This window comes from Achromobacter xylosoxidans, from assembly GCF_014490035.1.
Taxonomy (GTDB): domain Bacteria; phylum Pseudomonadota; class Gammaproteobacteria; order Burkholderiales; family Burkholderiaceae_B; genus Achromobacter; species Achromobacter bronchisepticus_A.
The window spans coordinates 1,915,687-1,932,624 of sequence record NZ_CP061008.1; the positions used below are offsets into that span (position 1 = coordinate 1,915,687).

Below are 16,938 nucleotides of genomic sequence, written 5' to 3' on the forward strand. Positions count from 1 at the left end.
GCGTGGCTCCCGCTCAACCCTGACCCGCCGTCAGCGCGTCCATCGCACGCAACGAATACACATAGGCGGCGCCCGCGTTCAGGGCGATGGCGGTGCTCAAGGCCTCGCTCAGCTCCAGTTCCGTCACGCCGGCCTTGCGGGCGGCGTCGGCGTGCGCGGCGATGCAGCCGTCGCAGCGCGTGGTGACGGCCACCGCCAGCGCGATCAGCTCGCGCGTCTTGGCGTCCAGCGTGCCGGTGGCGCCCTGCGCCTGGTTCAGAGCGCGGAACGCGGTCAGCAGCTGCGGGTTGTGCTTGCCCAGGGCCTCGCCGGCCTTGCGGTTGTTGGCGAGGGTGTCGGTCCAGTTCTGCAACATGGTGGGGTCTCCTGAAAATCGGTTCGGTCGGATTGGGTCATTGGCCGATCTGCTTGAGCAGGTCGGGGGTGGCGGCTTTGCGGTAGTTGGCGATGTCGTCGAGGATGTACTGCTTGAACTGGTCCATCGGCAGGTCGCGCTCCATCGCGGCGTCCTTGCGGATCGTGTTCTGCACCGTGGGGTCCGCCAGCGCGCGCGACAGGTGCTCGGACAGCACCTTGAGCACCGCGGGCGGCGTACCGGCCGGCGCCGCCAGGCCGTACCACTGCGTCATGGTCATGTCGATGCCGAGCTCCTTGAAGGTCGGCACGTCGGGCAGGATCGGGCTGCGCTGGCGGCCGGTCAGGGCCAGCACGCGCAACTGGCCCTGCTGCACCTGCGGCACCAGCGGCGATGCGGTGGCGAAGAACATGTCGATCTGCCCGCCCAGCATGTCGGTGATGGCGGGGCCGGAGCCCTTGTACGGCACGTGCAGGAGCTTCAGGTGGCCCAGTTCCTTGATGGTCTCCATGCCGATGTGGGCGGCGCCGCCGGTGCCGGTGGAGGCAAAGGTCAGTTCCTTCTGCTTGGCGGCGTCGATCACTTCGCGCGCCGTCTTGAAATGCGACGGCGTGGCCACGAACAGGCCGTGCGGCGCCTCCAGGATCAGGCCGATCAGGGCAAAGTCGTCCGGCACCTTGTACGGCAGGCTCTGCGGCTTGAGCGCCGGCGAGACCGCCAGGTTGCCGCTCATGGCCAGCAGGATGGTGTAGCCATCGGGCGCGGCCTTGGCAACCAGGCCGGCGGCGATGTTGCCGCCCGCGCCCGGCCGGTTTTCGACGATCACGGTCTGCCCCAGGGTCTTGCCCATGGCGGTGGCGATCAGGCGGCCATAGAGGTCGCCGCCGCCGCCCGGCGGAAAGCCGACCACCAGGGTGATGGGACGCTCGGGAAATGCCGCCTGCGCCTGGCCGCAGGCCAGTGCCGCCAGCCCCAGCGCCGCGACGAGGGCGGCGCGCCGGCCCAGCCGGCGCATGGCGCCGCTTGCGAAGGAAATGCCCATGGTGTTTGTCTCCTGTGTATTTTTTATCAAGGGGAACCGTCAGGCTTGCAGCCAGCCGGCTTGATGTCGCTGCACCACCCTGTCCACCGAGGCGGCACACTGTCCCAGGTAACCCGCGGGATCGGTCAGGCGCAGGATTTCTTCCTCGCCCAGCAGGTTGGCCAGATCCTTGTGCTGGCGCAGCGCCTGGGCGAAATCGAGCTTGTGCGTGATGCCGTGCATCGAGGCTTCGTAGATCCATTCGTGCGCGGTCTGTTTGCCGACGCGCTCGGACAGGTCCAGCATCACGTGTTCGGACAGCAGGTAGCCGCGCATGCGGTCCAGGTTCAGCGCCATGGCGTCGGCGTCCACGCGCAGTCCGGCCAGCAGGTTCTTGGCCTGGAACAGCATGGCGCCGGCGATCAGGCAGCATTCGGGGAGCGCCTTCCATTCGATCTTCCAGGCAATGCCGTCGCGCTCGCCTTCCTGCACCATGCCTTCGAGCATCAGCGTCGCATTGGCGCGCAGCGGCCGGCACAGGCCGGCGAGGTTCTCGGCCGAGGTCGGGTTGCGCTTGTGGGGCATGGTCGACGAGCCCAGCTTGCCTTCCGAGAAGGCTTCCTCGACTTCGGCGAATTCGTTGCGTTGCAGGTTGAACAGTTCATTGCCGATCTTCGACAGCGTCGCGCCGATCATGGCCAGCACCAGCGCGTATTCGGTGAAGCGGTCGCGCGCCGGCGCCCAGCTGATCGGCGCGGTCTCCAACCCCAGCTTGGCCAGCGTGCGGCGCTCGACCTCGGCGGCCTGTTCGCCCAGCGAGGCCTGGCTGCCGACCGCGCCGACCACCATGCCCACTAGCACTCGCGCCTCGCATTCCTTCAGGCGCTCGTGATGGCGCGACAGTTCGTCCAGCCACACCGCGCACTTGTGCCCGAAGGTGATGGGCAGCGCCTGCACGCCATGGGTGCGGCCTGCCATGGGCGTGTCGCGATGGCTTTGCGCCAGGCGCGCCAGCTCGCGGCCGATGGCGGCGAGGTCGCGCATGAAGACGGCATGGGCCTGCTTGAGCTGCAGCGCCACGCCGGTGTCGACCACGTCCTGGGTGGTGGCGCCGTAATGCAGCCACTCACCATGGTCGGGGCCGCAGCCCGCCTGCAATTGCTTGAGCGCCGGCACCAGCGAGTGCTTGATGCGGCGGATCTCGGCCGACATCGCGGCGATGTCGATATTGGCCACCGTCGCCTGGGCGCGGATCCGCGCGGCGGCGGCGGCCGGGATGATGCCCAGCTCGGCCTGGGCCTCGGCCAGCGCGGCCTCGAAATCCAGCCATTGCTGGACGCGGTTCTCTTCCGAGAAGATGGCGCGCAGTTCATCGGTGCTCCACAGGTGCTGGAGCGATTGCATGTCGAAGACGGAAACGGGCATGGTGCGGGTCCTGGAGGCTTAGGAGTGATGGGCCGGGCGGGGCAGCAGCCGGCCCGGATTGAACGTGCCGCGCGGGTCGAGCGCGTGCTTGATGCGTTGCATGACGTCCACCGAGACGGCGGGTTTGTATTGCAGGAAGGCGTGTTGCTTGAGGCGGCCGATGCCGTGCTCGGCCGAGATCGAGCCGTCCAGCCGCGCGGCGACGTCGTGCACGATGTCGTGCACCGCGTCCTCTTGGGCCCGGAAGGCGGCGTCGTCCATCGCCAGCGGCTTGCTCTGGTTGTAGTGCAGGTTGCCGTCGCCGACGTGGCCGAAGCAGACGATGCGGATGCCCGGCATCAGGGCCTGCAGGCGGGCGCCGGCGGTGGCGATGAATTCGGGAATGCGCGACACCGCGACCGAGATGTCGTGCTTGATGGAGGGGCCGTCCAGCCGCTGCGCCTCCGGCACGTGCTCACGCAGCGCCCACAGTTCATGCGCCTGACGGCCGGAGGCGGCGATCACCGCATCGGTCACGCCGCCGTGTTCCATCGCGGCCTCGAGCACGCCCTCGACGGCCGGTTCCGGGTCCATCAAGGCCGACGTCTCGGACACATCGAACAGCACGGTCCAGGGCGAGGGCTGCGCCAGCGGATCGCGCATGCCGTCCAGCGGGTGCGCCAGCACCTGTTCCAGCGTCTGGCGACCGATCAGTTCGAAGGCCGTGACGCGCTCGCCGACCGCGTCGGTCAGGCGCGCCAACAGGTCCACCGCCGCCTGCGGCGTCGGCACCGCGGCCCAGGCCGTCACCACCTTGCGGGGCAGGGCGTAGAGCCGGAAGGCCGCCGCGGTGACCACGCCCAGCGTGCCCTCGCCGCCGATGAAGAGCTGCTTGAGGTCGTAGCCGGTGTTGTCCTTGCGCAGCGTGCCCAGTTGCGGCAGCACGCTGCCGTCGGCCAGCACCACTTCCAACCCCAACGTCAGTTCGCGGGTATTGCCATAGCGCAGCACCTGTTCGCCGCCGGCGTTGGTGGAGACCACGCCGCCGATGGTGGCGCTGCCTTCCGATGCCAGCGACAACGCGAACAGCCGGCCAGCCTCGGCGGCCGCCTGCTGGGCGGCCAGCACCGTGCAGCCGGCTTCCAGCGTGATGCTGTTGTCCAGCGCGTCGACCCGGCGCACCGCCGTCATGCGGTCCAGGCTCAGCACCACTTCGCGGCCGGAGGCGTCGGGGGTCGAGCCGCCCACCAGGCCGGTGTTGCCGCCTTGCGGCACCACCGCCACGCCCTGCGCCGCGCACAGCGCCACCACCCGCGAGACTTCGGCCGTATCGGCCGGGCGCGCCACGGCGCGCGCGGCGCCGGGAAAATTGCGGCGCCAGTCCGCCGTGTAGCGGGCCGTGTCGGCCGCATGGGTCAGGACGTGGGACGGCCCGACGATGGCGCCCAGCGCGGCGGCGAGTGCATCGATCTGATTCGGCATAATGCTACGGTGCGCGGCGGCGGGCGTAAGGCTCGCGGGTCGCGCGACGCTTGTCTCCTGGGTTGAAACCCGGACGGCGGTTCCCTGGTCCGGTAGCCGTCTTTCGTTTCATTGATTAAAATACGTTTTATTGAACAAAACTATAGGAAGCATCCGAAACCGTGTCAAGCGAGAATTCCCCTAAGCCGCCCGTCGGCGTGCTCGAACGCGGCATCTCCGTGCTGGAGTGCTTTGGCGAAGACCATCTGCGCCTTTCGCTGCGTGACCTAGCCGACCGCACCGGCCTGGACAAGGCCACGCTGCTGCGCCTGTTGGGCGTGTTCATCAAGGCGCGCATGATCTATCGCTACGACAGCAGCACCTACGCGCTGGGACCGGCGTTGCTGCACATGGGCATGCTGTATCGCGATACCTTCGACCTGGGCTCGCGCCTGCAGCCGGCGCTGCGCAACATCGTCGCGCAGACCGGCGAGACCGTGGCCGTGTACGTGCGCAGTGGCGACGACCGCATCTGCCTGTACCGCGAGAACACCACCAAGGAAGTGCGCCACCACGTCGAGGTCGGCACGCGCATCAGCCTGAAGGACGGCGGTTCGTCGGCGCACGTGCTGCGCGCCTTCACCGGCGGCGCCACGCCGCTGGCGCGCGACATCCATGAAAAGGGCTATGCCATGACCCGCTCCGAGCGGGTCGCGGAAATGGCGTCGGTGGCCGTGCCGGTGTTCGATGCCGACGATACCTTCGTCGGCGCGCTGGTGGTGCTGGGGCTGGCGTCGCGCCACAACGAGGCGGCGCAGCGCAAGGCGGTCGAGATCGCGCGCCACGAACTGGCGCAGCAGGGCTTTCGCACCGCGCCGCCCGCGTCCTGGACGCCGCCCGCATCCGAATGAGGCGCCCGGGCGGGCGCCTCGCGGCGTCGCCTAGCGCGGCGCCGCGCAGCCGAACAGCGCGGGCTCCGGCAGGCACGCCCGCGCGTCATTGCCCTCGTCCGTGAAGCGTTCGCACCAGGCCACGATGGCGCGGGCGGCGGCGTCATCCATGGTCGGCGCAAAGGCGCGCATGCGCGCCTGCAGCGCGGGCCAGTCGTAAGGGTCTTCGGGATCGCCGCGCCGCAACTGGCGCAACGCGCTCAGTCGGCGCCCATCCTTCAGTATCAGGGTCACCCGGCATGGCCGCAGGCGCGGAAATTCGCGTTGGAAGGCGTCGCTGGTGCGCACCGTGATGCGGCGCGCCAGCGCCACCAGGTCGGGCGCCTGCAGATCCGTGGACTCCATGTCTTCGATGCCCAGCCCGCCAGTGAGCAGCAGCCGCGCCACCACGTAGCGCAGCGAGAAGCAGGTCTGCGCGGGCGTGGCGGGCCAGTCGACGCCGGCGATCTTCAGCGCGTGCGTGAATATCTCGATGTCGACCGATTCGATTTCGTCGGGCGTCGGCGCGTGCGCGTCCAACAGCTCGCGGGTGGCATCCAGCGGCGTGAAGAGCTGGGCGCAGCAGGGCCAGGCCTTGATGGTGGCGGTGTTCAACCGCTCGCTGGCGTCGAGGCCGCCCGCCAGCGCGTCCAGCGGACCGTCGCCCGCCAGCAGCGCGTACAGCCCGCGCGCGCCGGTGGCGAAGCGTTGCGCGCCCGGCAGGCCGGCGCGCGCGGCATAGGCCGCGGCCAGGCCGTTGCGCACCGCGAAGGCCGGATGCAGCGACTTGGCTTCGTGCGCGTTGTCGTCCACTAGTTGCCACAGCCCCGCCGCCTGGGTGGCGCCGATGCCGAGCGCGTGGTGCAGGGGCGCCGGCGCCAGCCCCAGGGCCACCCCGGCAGCGGCGGCCGCGCCCACCGCGCCCGCCGTCGCGGTGGCATGAAACCCCGCCGCGTGGCGTGTGCCCAGGGCCTCGCCCAGGCGCAATGAAACTTCGTAGCCGGCGATGATGGCATCCGCGACCTGCCGCTGCGTCATGCCGCCATCCGCCGCGAGCGCCAGCGCTGGCGTGACCGACACCACGCCCGGGTGCAGCATGGCGGCACGGTGGGCGTCGTCGATTTCGCGGATATGGGCGATGGCGGCATTGGCGAAGGCCGCGCCATTGGCGTTGACCACCGGGCCGCCGAAGACGGGCGCCGGTCCCGCGCCCGGCTGGCAGTCCAGCGCCACGCGCCGATAGCCGGCCGCGGCCGGCGTGCCCGCGGCGGACCAGCCCGCCGTGAACCAGTCCAGCAGCGCCTGCGCCAGCCGCGCGCGCGTGGTCGGGGAGATCTGGCGCCGTTGCAGATCGGCCAGGTGGGTCACCAGGGTGTGCTCAGCGGAGGAAGTCATTGTTGTTTCGTTGAATGGAATATATTTCATTCAACGAAACTAGTATGGGTTTGTCAAGTGCTGCGGGTGATCCCTCGCTGCGGTTCCAGCGTCCGCGCCTGCCAGGTCGGAGGTGCCACCCAGGCGCAGCGGGACCTATCGCCACCAAGCGTCATAGCACTCGGCCACCAGGCACGGCGCAGCGTCGCCAGCCCGTGAACGCGCTCGTCGCCGGCAACCGCGATAGCCTCGAGCCACCTCGGGCGTGATGAGCATCGTGGCCGGCAGGTCGTGTCCGGCCGGGGGCGCGCCGATGGGCAGGAGCAAGGCCGCATCTCGCGACGCTTGTTCATGCCTTCGGAAATGCCAACCGCTTGCGCCGTGCGACTACACCTCTTTTATTCCAAGAGAGCTGGCAGATGTATCTGGAATTCGCCTGCAGCAATTCCTCTTCCACCGCAAGGCGTAGTGACTCAGGCTTAACCAAGATGAGCGTTACGCCGACCTGTGCGCCCGCGCGCACAATATTGCGGACCTCTTCAAGTTCAGATTTCGTGCCCGAAGATACCTGGAAAAGGTGATCGCACAGGCGGCTCAAACCTGCGGAACTATGACGCGTACCGATATACATGCACACCTGGCGCGTATCGGCGCATCGGTAGATGGGAACATGAGGCCGGGCTTGAGGCGGCGCAGCGCCGTCCAGACCGAATGCCAGAAGCGATGAAGGTGCGGCGGCGCACGGTGGAACATGTGTTCGGCACCAAATCCCGCCTCGCACACAAAATCACGGACAGGCCCGGGCGCTTACCATCAACCGCCATAGCATTGTGCGTAAGTAAAGTCGACCAAGCGCTTGTCTGAGGCATCCTGTGGCGTGGACGGCTCTACTTGGAAATGCCCGAACATATCGTCGTTGCAGATCCTCACGTTCTTGCGCTGCGTACCTTCCTGCAATACGCAGGAGCCGCCAAAACTGTGATTACTCCCAGCGACGCCAACCGGTAGATCAATCAGCCGGCTACAACCGATGATTCGGCCGTTTTGCTTCTGATGCGCCAACGATTGGTTGAACGATTCAACACGGGAGTTGGGATCACGAATCGACACAACATTAACGCATTCGCCACTAACGGTTTGGTTGCCCGGCAGCTTGCAGTCCGAGTACACCTCGCCATTGGCAATACGTTTCTCATTGCGCGCCAGCATGGCGATGCGGGTTGTGTATGCTTGCTGCAGGCAGGCGCTGTCTTGACAAATGTCACGAGCGTATTTAATCCAGTTGCGCTGTTCTTTAGCCAACTCTTTCTTGCCATAGGCATCGGTTGCGGCTAGTGCTGTTTCATAGGCCCCTTGCAATTTTCCATCCAGCGCGGATGTCTCGGCATCGCTGCAGATCAACCTTTCCGTAGCGCTCACGGCCTTGTTGCAATCAAAACTTGCGGCTTGGGCGCCAGCCCATAGAGTTGCAAGGCCCAACGTAAAGAGAAGCTTCATCGCAGGTGCATACCGCATCTTCCGTGCGTAAGCGGGTGGGCGTGTTGAATGCGGCTGGGGCATGATCCTATCTTCTCAAGTTGTATGTCGATGATGTCTTGCGTACAGCACAACACATCTCCCTCGTGACACCTCAAATCAGCTTAACCGAGCTAATGCACGTCTCTGGTCTTGTAATCTTGTTGCCGGAGCATCAGAGGCATTCTTATTCCAATACCCGGCTCAGTTTTTACCAGATCTAAGCTGACGCCCGTGCCTTTACCAACTGAAGCGGCGGCTCCATCACAATCTTCTCGGATGAGCCATCGCTACTTTAAGCTGGGCCAGTTCGGTGGTTGAAAGTACCGGCCCCATGCTGGCCAGCACCTCGGCAGGCCACGGCGCCGGGCGCTTGCATCAATACGAACGCCAGCGCAGGAAGCCACCTGCCATGGTGAGCAGCAGGCGGATCAAGGCGACCAGCCCGAAGCGGATGGTCAGAAACCAATATGGGCCCCCCCAGAACTGCATAGCGCGGCCGGTTCGGCGCCGCCGTCGTAGACGCTGCTGCTAAGGGTTTTACCTAATCTGGTTTTCCTTGCGGAAAATCAATCTCCTATAGGACACTTTGTGTCATGATGGTGCCGATAGGCGGCGCCCGTAGGGGGATGACATGAAGATTTCGGGAATTGCCGGCGCGCTGGCATTGGTAGCGGCAATGGCGGCCGGTAGCGCCCAGGCGGCGGCCTATCCAGACCGGCCGATCCGGCTGGTGGTGCCGTTCGGCGCGGGCGGTATCACGGACATCGTGGCGCGTCAGGTCGGCAAGGGCATGGGCGACGCCTTGGGACAGAGCATCGTGATCGAGAACCGGCCGGGCGCGGGCGGGGTGATCGCCGCGCAGGTGGCCGCCACCGCGCCGGCCGATGGCTATACGATCTTCATGGGCACGGTAGGCACGCAGGTGGTCAACCCGCTGATCTACAGCAAGCTCAGCTATGACGCCGACAAGTTCGCGCCGGTGGGCATGGTTTCGGGATCGCCGTATCTGCTGGCCGTGCGTGCGGGCGTGCCGGCCAAGACCTTTGGCGAGTTCGTGGCCTATGCCAAGGCCAACCCGGCCAAGCTGAACTTCGGTTCGGCGGGCAATGCCAGTTCGCCGCACCTGGGCCTGGAACTGTTGAAGCTGACGGCGGGCGTGGACATCGTGCATGTGCCGTTCAAGAGCGGCAGCGAAGCCGTGAACGCCGCCATCGGCGAGCAGGTCGACGTGGTGATGGACGCCAGCCCGGTGATCATGCCGCATGCGGCGTCCGGCAAGCTGCGCGCGCTCGCGGTGGCCGCAGACAAGCGCCTGCCTTCCGCGCCCGACGTGCCTGCCAGCAGCGAGGTGGGCGACGCGGCCCTGCAGATCAGCTCGTGGAACGCGTTCTTCGCGCCCGCCGGCACGCCGCCCGACGTGATGGAAAAGCTGAACGCGGCGCTGCAGAAGACCCTGGCGTCGCCGGAACTGAAGGACCGGCTGGCGTCGCAGGGTACGCAGTTGTATACGGGCAAGCCGGACGAGTATCAGCGCTTCATCGCCGGCGAGAAAGCCAAGTGGACCGAGATCGTGAAACGCGCCAACATCAAGATGGACTGACGATGAACCAGATACCGCATCCCTTGGCGGGCAAGCCGCTGGAACTGGCCGATACCCTGCGTTCGGGCAACGCCTGGAAGATCCGGCTGGCCTGCGGCTACATGGGCCTGCCGATCAAGCGCCGCACCTTCGACATCGTGCAGGGCGACCTGGAGACGAACGCGTTCGCGCGCATCAATCCGTGGCGCCAGGTGCCGGCCTTGCTGACGCCGGAGGGCGAGTGGCTGGCCGAGTCGCAGGCCATCCTCTGGTATCTGGGGCTGGGCACGTCCTGGCTGCCTGGCGGCCGCCTGGAGCAGTCGCAGGTCAGCAGCTGGCTCAGCTTCGAGCAGACCCAGCACATGCACGCCTTTGCGCAGCCGCGCCTGCTGATCCATCTGCGCAACACCGCGCAGGTGGATGACCCGGCGATGCGGGCATGGCGCGAGATCGGCATGAAGGCTGCCGCGCTGATGGATGCGCATCTGGCGGGTCGCGACTATCTGGTGGGAAGCGCGCCGACCATTGCCGACATCGCGCTGTTTCCCTACACGAGCATGGCGGCCGAGGGCGGCTACGACCTGTCCGGCTTCGCCCATATCGACGCCTGGGTGGCGCGCATGCGCGCCTTGCCGGGTTTTACGCCGCTGATCGAAGCGGCATGACAGAGACACTATCTTAGGAGTGACGACGATGGCCGATACGATGCATCTGGGCAAGGACGAACTGATCGCGCGGGCGAAAGCCGAAATGCAGCGCCAGTTCGAGACGCCCGAATGGAGCCTGCGCGAACGCCTGGCGCTGACCTGCCGCATTCTGTTCGACGGCGGGCATGATTCCGGCCTGGCCGGGCAGATCACGGCGCGCGCGCCGGAGCCGAACCGGTACTACACGCAACGCCTGGGGCTGGGCTTTGACGAGATCAGCGCCAGCAACCTGCTGCTGGTGGACGAGGACCTGCGGGTGCAGGAAGGGGGCGGCATGCCCAATCCGGCCAATCGCTTCCATTCCTGGGTCTACCGCGCGCGTCCGGACGTGAACTGCATCATCCACACGCATCCGCTGCACGCGGCCTCGCTGTCGATGCTGGAGGTGCCGCTGGAAATCTCGCACATGGACAACTGCCCGCTGTACGACGACGTGGCCTTCCTGAAGGATTGGCCCGGCGTGCCGGTGGGCAACGAGGAAGGCGAGATCATCTCGGCCGCGCTGGGTTCCAAGCGCGCCATCCTGCTGTCGCACCACGGCATGCTGATCGCGGCGGGTTCGGTGGAAGAGGCCTGCGTGCTGGCGCTGCAGTTCGAGCGCGCCGCCCGCATGCAGCTGCTGGCCATGGCCGCCGGCAAGATCCAGCCCATTCCGCCGGCGCTGGGCCGCGAGGCGCATGACTGGATCCTGACGCCCAAGCGGTCGCAGGTCGGCTTCTCTTACTATGCGCGGCGTGCGCTGCGGGCGCATCCCGACGTGTTGGCCTGATGGCGGCCGCGGGCGGGGCCGGCTCGACGGCGGGGCCGGATTAGGGCATGCTTACCGGTCGTATTCCGCGACTGTATTTCCGCAACCCCGCCCATGATAGACCTGCCGCACCGCCTGCGCGCCCTGCGCCGCCAGCAAACCCTGTCCCTGGAACAGCTGGCGCAGCGCACCGGATTGACCAAGAGCTACCTCTCCAAGCTGGAGCGGGGCCTGAGCGAACCCTCCATTTCCACCGTGCTGCGGCTGGCGGAAGCCTATGGCCTGGGCGTATCGGAACTGGTGGGCACGGACGATGCCGCGCAGGAAGAAGTGGTCAGCGTGGTGCGGGTGGCGGACCGCGAGGCCTTGCAGCGCCGGGGGCTGGGCAGCGAGTATCACTACGAGTCGCTGGCCGGCCGCCGCAAGGTCAAGGCGATGGAGCCTTTCGTGGTGCATCCGCCCCGCGACTTTCCCGATGCGACCGCGGTGTTTCCGCACCCCGGCGAGGAATTCCTGCTGGTGCTCAAGGGCGCCATCGAGGTCCATGTGGGCGAACGCCACTTCCGCCTGGAGACCGGGGATTCCGTCTATTTCGACTCCGAACTGCCGCACCGCATGCGCACCGTCAGCCGGGCCATGGCCGAAGTGCTGGTGGTGGCCGCCCACTGAGCGGGCCGCCGGACTCATTACCTTATCCGCATACAGGAACTTCCATGAAGAACGATCAATCGCGGCTCGTCCGCATCGATGCAGGCCCCATGAAGAATCCGGTGCCTGGAAAGCCCCGCCGCCCGATCTCGGGCGACGCGGCTTTCCGCACCGTGACCGCGTTCGAGGGCAATGGCGGCAAGGCAGAGGCCGGCGTCTGGGAAAGCAGCGCGGGCGTGTTCCAGTCCAACACCACGGGCTACATCGAGTTCGGCTACATCGTGGAAGGTTCGGCGCGCCTGGTCGATCCGGACGGCACCGTGCATGAACTGACCGTGGGCGAAGCCTTCGTCATGCCCGAAGGCTATACCGGCCGCTGGGAAGTGGACCAGTTCGTCAAGAAGATCTATTTCATCACCCGCATGTAGCGCCGCGTAGACCGCGGCAGCCCAGGAGCAGCCCCATGAGCGCAATCCCCGCCGTTACCGCGCAGGTGGATATCGTTTCCGTCCAATCCCAGGTCGTGTACGGCTGCGTCGGCAACAACGCCGCCATGCCTGTCTTCCGCAAGGCGGGCCTGCACGCGATCGCGGTGCCTACCGTGATCCTGAGCAACACGCCGCACTATCCGACCTTGCATGGCGGCGCGGTGCCGCTGGACTGGTTTGAAGGGCTGCTGCAGGGCCTGGACGAGCGCGGCGTCACCCGGACGGCGCGCGCGGTGGTCTGCGGTTACCTGGGCCAACCCGGGCAGGCCGGGCTGCTGGCCGCTTGGCTGCCTGCGCTGCGCGCATCGCGGCCCGATCTGAAGGTGCACATCGACCCCGTCATGGGCGACCGCAACGACGGGCTGTACGTGAACGAGGGGCTGGTCGAGCAATACCGGGACTTGCTGGTGCCGCTGGCTGACGGCATGACGCCGAACCATTTCGAACTGGAACTGCTGGTGGGGCGCGCCTTGTCGTCGATCGACGAGGTGGTGGCGGCGGCGCGTGAACTGATCGCGCGCGGTCCGGACTGGATCGTCGTGACCAGCGCGGCGCCCATGGCCGCCGCGGCCGGCACCTTGCAGCTGGCGGTGGTGACGCGGGATCAGGCCACCGTCGTGACGCATCCGGAGATTGCGATACCGCCCTCGGTGCACGGCACCGGCGACGTGTTCATGGCCGGTGTCACGGCGCGGCTGCTGAATGGGCAGGCGTTGGTCGAGGCGGTGCGTTCTGCCGCCGCCCAGGTTACGGTGGCGCTGGAGCGCACCCGTGAACTGGGCTGGGAAGAGCTGGCGGTGGAAGGCTAGGGCGCCTACGCGCGCGCCTGGCGGCGCGCCTCGTTCAAGGCACCAGCGACAGGCCGACGCGGAACTGCGATTCGTTGCGCTGGTTGTAGCCCAGCAGGGTTTCGCCGTAGCCGTTGAAGTACTGCAGATGCAGGTAGCCGTTCATGTTCAGCCAGGTGCGCTGCAGCGGCCAGGCGAAATCCAGCTGGGTGGTGCGGCGCTTCTGATCGCCCTGGCGGTACATGGCGGACACCACCGCGCCGTTGTCCTGGGCCCAGCGCAATTGCCAGTCGACGTGTCCGGCGTAGTCGGCGTAGTCGCTGTTTTCGCTGGCGACGCCGAAGTAGGCCTTGACCCGCGGCGCAAAGGTGAGCGTGCTGCCGCCGTCGAAGCGGTAATGGAAGCGCGGCTCGATATAGCCGTCGTTGACCGAGCGCGAATCCGCGCCGTCCTTGCCGTTGGAGTTGTGCTCGACGCCGGTGTTCATGCCGAAGCGCCAGTTCTGGCTGGCGGACTGCCAGATATTGTCGGACAGCCAGAACGCGCTGGGATTGAAGGTGGTGTCGATGAAGGGCATGGAATCGCCTTCCAGGTCCCACAGCGAGGTTTGCGTGTACGCCAGGTAGAAATTCTCGTCCCAGGTCGCGGGGCGGTCGCCCGCGGGGCTGAAGAGGCGATACTTGGCGCTGATCTGAAAGCGCGCGGTGGTCTGTCCGCGGGTGCCGACGTCGAAGTACACCGGCTTGTACTCCGAGATGGAGCTGCGGAAGCGGTCGAACGCGGTCTGCTGTTGCACGGTCGGCACGGCGGACGCGTCGGGCGAGGGACCGCCTTCGGGCGATGCGCCGACCGCGGCCACTGCCGCGGCGGGCACGGGTTCACCGCTGCTGGCGTCCACCACCGGGCCGCGCGCGGGCGTGCTGGCCAGGGTGCCGCTGTCGCGGCCGGTGGCGTCCAGCGCCATCATCGCGGGCTGGCCTTCGATGGACACGGCCTGCAGGCCCTGGGCCGTGGCGGGTACCACGGCGGTCCACGCCATGCGCGCGAAATTGTTGACCGGCACGCTGAAGCTGGCCGGGCCGCCGCGCAGCTTGGCCAGGCTGCGCACGATCTGGCCGTCCTGGCCGCGCCACTGCAGCACCAGTTCCGGCGGCGCTTCCCAGGTGGAGCGGGAAGTGCCTTCGTTGAAGTACACCGCCTCGATGGTGACGGTTTCGCCGGGGGCGGCCGAGGGGCGATCCAGCCTGTACGACACACCCGCGGTGGCTGCGCCCGCCAAGCCCATGGCCAGGGCGGCGACCAGGGTGCGCAGGGGGAGGGCGGATCGTGCAGGACGGCTGATGGTCATCGGGTCATAACGTAGTTTTGTGACCAGGAAATGTAGCATCGACCCCCGCTACAGTTTGTAAGGCAGGCTAATCGTATGTAGAAAGCGTAAGCCCCCGCGCAGGGCGGGGGCTTGCGTGGACAGCGTGGCGTGCGGGCTTATTCGCCGAACTTGATGCCCTGGGCCAACGGCAGCTGGCGCGAATAGTTGATCGTGTTGGTGGCGCGGCGCATGTAGTTGCGCCAGGCGTCCGAGCCCGATTCGCGGCCGCCGCCGGTTTCCTTTTCACCGCCGAAGGCGCCGCCGATCTCGGCGCCGGAGGTGCCGATGTTGACGTTGGCGATGCCGCAGTCCGAGCCCGCCGCCGACAGGAAGGTCTCGGCTTCGCGCAGGTCATTGGTGAAGATGGCCGACGACAGGCCTTGCGGCACGCCATTCTGCAAGGCCAGCGCCTGATTGAAGTCGGCGTAGCGCATCACGTAGAGGATGGGCGCGAAGGTCTCGTGGCAGACCACGTCGGTCTGGCCCGGCATTTCAGCGATGGCGGGGCGCACGTACCAGGCATCGGGATACTGCTCGGCCAGCACGCGTTCACCGCCCGTGACCTTGCCGCCTTGTTCGCGCGCCGCCGTCAGCGCCGCCTGCATGGCGTCATAGGACACGCGGTCGATCAGCGGACCGACCAGCGTGGCGCTGTCCAGCGGATTGCCGATGGTGGCGCTGGCATAGGCCTTGTGCAGGCGCTGCACCAGGTCGTCGGCCACGCTCTCGTGCACGATCAGGCGGCGCGTGGTGGTGCAGCGCTGGCCGGCCGTGCCGATGGCGCCGAACACGATGCCGCGCGCGGCCATGTCCAGGTCGGCCGTGGGGCCGACGATGATGGCGTTGTTGCCGCCCAGCTCCAGCAGCACGCGGCCGAAGCGCTGCGCCACGCGCGGGCCGACCTGGCGGCCCATGCGGGTCGAGCCGGTGGCCGACACCAGGGCCACGGCGTGCGAATCCACCAGCGCCTCGCCGATGTCGCGGCCGCCGATCAGCACTTCGGACAGGCCGGCGGGCGCGTCGCCGAAGCGCTGCGCGGCCTGGGCGAAGAGCGCCTGGCAGGCCAGCGCGGTCAGCGGGGTTTTTTCCGACGGCTTCCAGACCACGGCATTGCCGCAGACCAGCGCCAGCGCGGCGTTCCAGGACCACACGGCCACCGGGAAGTTGAACGCGCTGATCACGCCGACCACGCCCAGCGGGTGCCAGGTTTCCATCATGCGGTGGCCGGGACGCTCGGAAGCGATGGTCAAACCGTAGAGCTGGCGCGACAGGCCCACGGCGAAGTCGCAGATGTCGATCATTTCCTGCACTTCGCCTTCGCCTTCGGCGACGATCTTGCCGGCTTCCAGGCTGACCAGGCGGCCCAGTTCGCGCTTGTGCTGGCGCAGCGTTTCGCCGAACAGGCGCAGCAACTCGCCACGGCGCGGCGCCGGCACGTCGCGCCACGCCAGGCTGGCCTGGCGCGCGCGGGTGATGGCGGAATGGGCCTGGGCCACCGTGTGCTCATGCACCTGAGCCAGTTCGGCGCCGTCTATCGGGCTGCGCGCGCGCAGCGTGCCGCCCGTAAGCGATTCCGGGTTCAGCCCGAGCGCGCGCAGGATGTCTTGGGGAGTGTCCATGCCGGTTCCTTGGGTTGCCTGCGAAGAACCTGTCTTCGCTTAAGGGTTATGCCTAAGTGGCGATTCTGGAAAAAAATTTACTATACGAAACTCCAGCGTGAATTGCGAAACCTTTTTAACCAAGGCAGCACTCATACGAAGGTGGATCCGTGGCGGAACCTCTGCTGGTAGTCCAGGCAGTCACCAAGACCTATCAACGCGACGGGCAGGCCCCGCATCTGGCGTTGGACGGCATCGACTGCGAGCTCGGCCGCGGCGAGGTCATGGTGGTGGTCGGTCCGTCCGGATCCGGCAAGAGCACCTTGCTGCGCACGCTCAACGGCCTGGAGAGCATCGACAGCGGCGCCATCCGCGTGGACGGCGTGTCGCTCACCGACCCGGCCACCGACGTCAACCGCTGGCGCACCGAAGTCGGCATGGTGTTCCAGCACTTCAACCTGTTCCAACACCGTACTGCGCTGGACAATGTCGCGCTACCCCAGCGGGTGGTGCGCGGGCGCTCCCGCGCCGACGCGGAACGCTATGCCCGCGAACTGCTGGGCCGCGTCGGCATGGGCGAATACGGCGCGCGCTATCCCAGCCAGCTCTCCGGCGGCCAGCAGCAGCGGGTGGCGATCGCGCGCGCACTGGCCATGGACCCCAAACTGATGCTGTTCGACGAGGCCACGTCGGCGCTCGACCCCGAAACCGTGGGCGGCATACTCGAACTGATGCGCGCATTGGCGCGCGACGGCATGACCATGGCGGTGGTGACCCATGAGATGGGCTTTGCGCGCGATGTGGGCGACCGCGCACTCTTCATGGACGCCGGCCGCATCGTGGAAATGGGCACGCCGGACGAGGTGTTCGGCCACCCCAGGGAAGCGCGCACCCGCGCCTTCCTGGAAAAGATTCTGTAGTTCCTAGCAGCAAGGAAGCAACGGGGTCGTC

General features: G+C 67.1%; 17 protein-coding genes and 1 pseudogene. 9 read left to right on the forward strand and 9 right to left on the reverse strand.

Annotated features, from left to right (window positions below):
* Nucleotides 1–13: 13 nt before the first annotated feature.
* From IAG39_RS08805 to IAG39_RS08820, 4 genes are read right to left on the reverse strand one after another with little or no spacing between them, the layout of a single operon-like run.
* On the reverse strand, nt 14–355 hold the full coding sequence (locus tag IAG39_RS08805; protein WP_006391254.1) for a carboxymuconolactone decarboxylase family protein: 342 nt from the start codon (nt 353–355) through the stop codon (nt 14–16).
* 37 nt (nt 356–392) lie between these two features.
* A complete protein-coding gene (locus IAG39_RS08810; RefSeq protein WP_118933825.1) occupies nt 393–1,397 on the reverse strand; it encodes a Bug family tripartite tricarboxylate transporter substrate binding protein in 1,005 nt (334 codons plus the stop codon).
* A gap of 39 nt (nt 1,398–1,436) precedes the next feature.
* On the reverse strand, nt 1,437–2,801 hold the full coding sequence (gene purB / locus IAG39_RS08815; protein WP_118933826.1) for an adenylosuccinate lyase: 1,365 nt from the start codon (nt 2,799–2,801) through the stop codon (nt 1,437–1,439).
* An 18-nt stretch (nt 2,802–2,819) separates the two neighbouring features.
* Nucleotides 2,820–4,262, reverse strand: coding sequence for an FAD-binding oxidoreductase (locus IAG39_RS08820; RefSeq protein ID WP_118933827.1), 1,443 nt, complete (start codon nt 4,260–4,262; stop codon nt 2,820–2,822).
* A 161-nt stretch (nt 4,263–4,423) separates the two neighbouring features.
* Between IAG39_RS08820 and IAG39_RS08825 the strand changes: the two genes are divergently transcribed.
* Nucleotides 4,424–5,152, forward strand: a complete 729-nt coding sequence (locus tag IAG39_RS08825; protein WP_240633390.1) for an IclR family transcriptional regulator — start codon at nt 4,424–4,426, stop codon at nt 5,150–5,152.
* A gap of 30 nt (nt 5,153–5,182) precedes the next feature.
* On the opposite strand, the gene IAG39_RS08830 is transcribed toward IAG39_RS08825, so the two are convergent.
* On the reverse strand, nt 5,183–6,565 hold the full coding sequence (locus tag IAG39_RS08830) for an MmgE/PrpD family protein (RefSeq protein ID WP_187774091.1): 1,383 nt from the start codon (nt 6,563–6,565) through the stop codon (nt 5,183–5,185).
* Nucleotides 6,566–6,893: 328 nt separating this feature from the next.
* A complete protein-coding gene (locus IAG39_RS08835; protein ID WP_165867931.1) occupies nt 6,894–7,175 on the reverse strand; it encodes a hypothetical protein in 282 nt (93 codons plus the stop codon).
* On the opposite strand from IAG39_RS08835, the pseudogene IAG39_RS31530 reads away from it, so the two are divergent.
* A pseudogene (locus IAG39_RS31530) lies at nt 7,175–7,309 on the forward strand (IS5/IS1182 family transposase); the annotation flags it as partial. The gene IAG39_RS08835 and the pseudogene IAG39_RS31530 sit on opposite strands and share 1 nt — an antisense overlap.
* 48 nt (nt 7,310–7,357) lie before the next feature.
* On the opposite strand, the gene IAG39_RS08840 reads toward IAG39_RS31530, so the two are convergent.
* Nucleotides 7,358–8,104 carry a lysozyme inhibitor LprI family protein gene (locus IAG39_RS08840; protein WP_223283472.1) on the reverse strand — a complete coding sequence of 249 codons (747 nt, stop codon included), beginning with the start codon at nt 8,102–8,104 and terminating at the stop codon, nt 7,358–7,360.
* A 589-nt stretch (nt 8,105–8,693) separates the two neighbouring features.
* On the opposite strand from IAG39_RS08840, the gene IAG39_RS08845 reads away from it, so the two are divergent.
* The 6 genes from IAG39_RS08845 to pdxK all read left to right on the forward strand — a co-directional run bounded on the left by IAG39_RS08845 (nt 8,694) and on the right by pdxK (nt 13,041).
* The gene (locus tag IAG39_RS08845; protein WP_118933999.1) at nt 8,694–9,662 is read left to right on the forward strand and encodes a Bug family tripartite tricarboxylate transporter substrate binding protein; all 969 of its coding nucleotides are present in this window, start codon (nt 8,694–8,696) and stop codon (nt 9,660–9,662) included.
* 2 nt (nt 9,663–9,664) lie between these two features.
* A complete protein-coding gene (locus IAG39_RS08850) occupies nt 9,665–10,306 on the forward strand; it encodes a glutathione S-transferase family protein (RefSeq protein ID WP_118934000.1) in 642 nt (213 codons plus the stop codon).
* 28 nt (nt 10,307–10,334) lie between these two features.
* On the forward strand, nt 10,335–11,117 hold the full coding sequence (locus IAG39_RS08855) for an aldolase (RefSeq protein WP_059371823.1): 783 nt from the start codon (nt 10,335–10,337) through the stop codon (nt 11,115–11,117).
* Nucleotides 11,118–11,210: 93 nt separating this feature from the next.
* Nucleotides 11,211–11,765 carry a helix-turn-helix domain-containing protein gene (locus tag IAG39_RS08860; RefSeq protein ID WP_118934001.1) on the forward strand — a complete coding sequence of 185 codons (555 nt, stop codon included), beginning with the start codon at nt 11,211–11,213 and terminating at the stop codon, nt 11,763–11,765.
* Nucleotides 11,766–11,809: 44 nt separating this feature from the next.
* On the forward strand, nt 11,810–12,172 hold the full coding sequence (locus tag IAG39_RS08865; protein WP_059371825.1) for a cupin domain-containing protein: 363 nt from the start codon (nt 11,810–11,812) through the stop codon (nt 12,170–12,172).
* A gap of 35 nt (nt 12,173–12,207) precedes the next feature.
* Entirely contained in the window at nt 12,208–13,041 is an 834-nt protein-coding gene (gene pdxK / locus IAG39_RS08870) for a pyridoxine/pyridoxal/pyridoxamine kinase (protein WP_059371826.1), read from the forward strand.
* Nucleotides 13,042–13,075: 34 nt separating this feature from the next.
* Here the strand turns inward: pdxK and IAG39_RS08875 are convergent, their stop codons facing one another.
* Both IAG39_RS08875 and IAG39_RS08880 read right to left on the reverse strand, forming a co-directional pair.
* Nucleotides 13,076–14,368, reverse strand: coding sequence for a phospholipase A (locus IAG39_RS08875; protein ID WP_118934002.1), 1,293 nt, complete (start codon nt 14,366–14,368; stop codon nt 13,076–13,078).
* A 137-nt stretch (nt 14,369–14,505) separates the two neighbouring features.
* Nucleotides 14,506–16,008 (reverse strand): aldehyde dehydrogenase family protein, encoded by a 1,503-nt coding sequence (locus tag IAG39_RS08880; protein ID WP_118934003.1) that lies wholly within the window; start codon nt 16,006–16,008, stop codon nt 14,506–14,508.
* Between the two features lie 149 nt (nt 16,009–16,157).
* Between IAG39_RS08880 and IAG39_RS08885 the strand changes: the two genes are divergently transcribed.
* Nucleotides 16,158–16,907, forward strand: a complete 750-nt coding sequence (locus IAG39_RS08885; RefSeq protein ID WP_059371829.1) for an amino acid ABC transporter ATP-binding protein — start codon at nt 16,158–16,160, stop codon at nt 16,905–16,907.
* Nucleotides 16,908–16,938 lie beyond the last annotated feature (31 nt).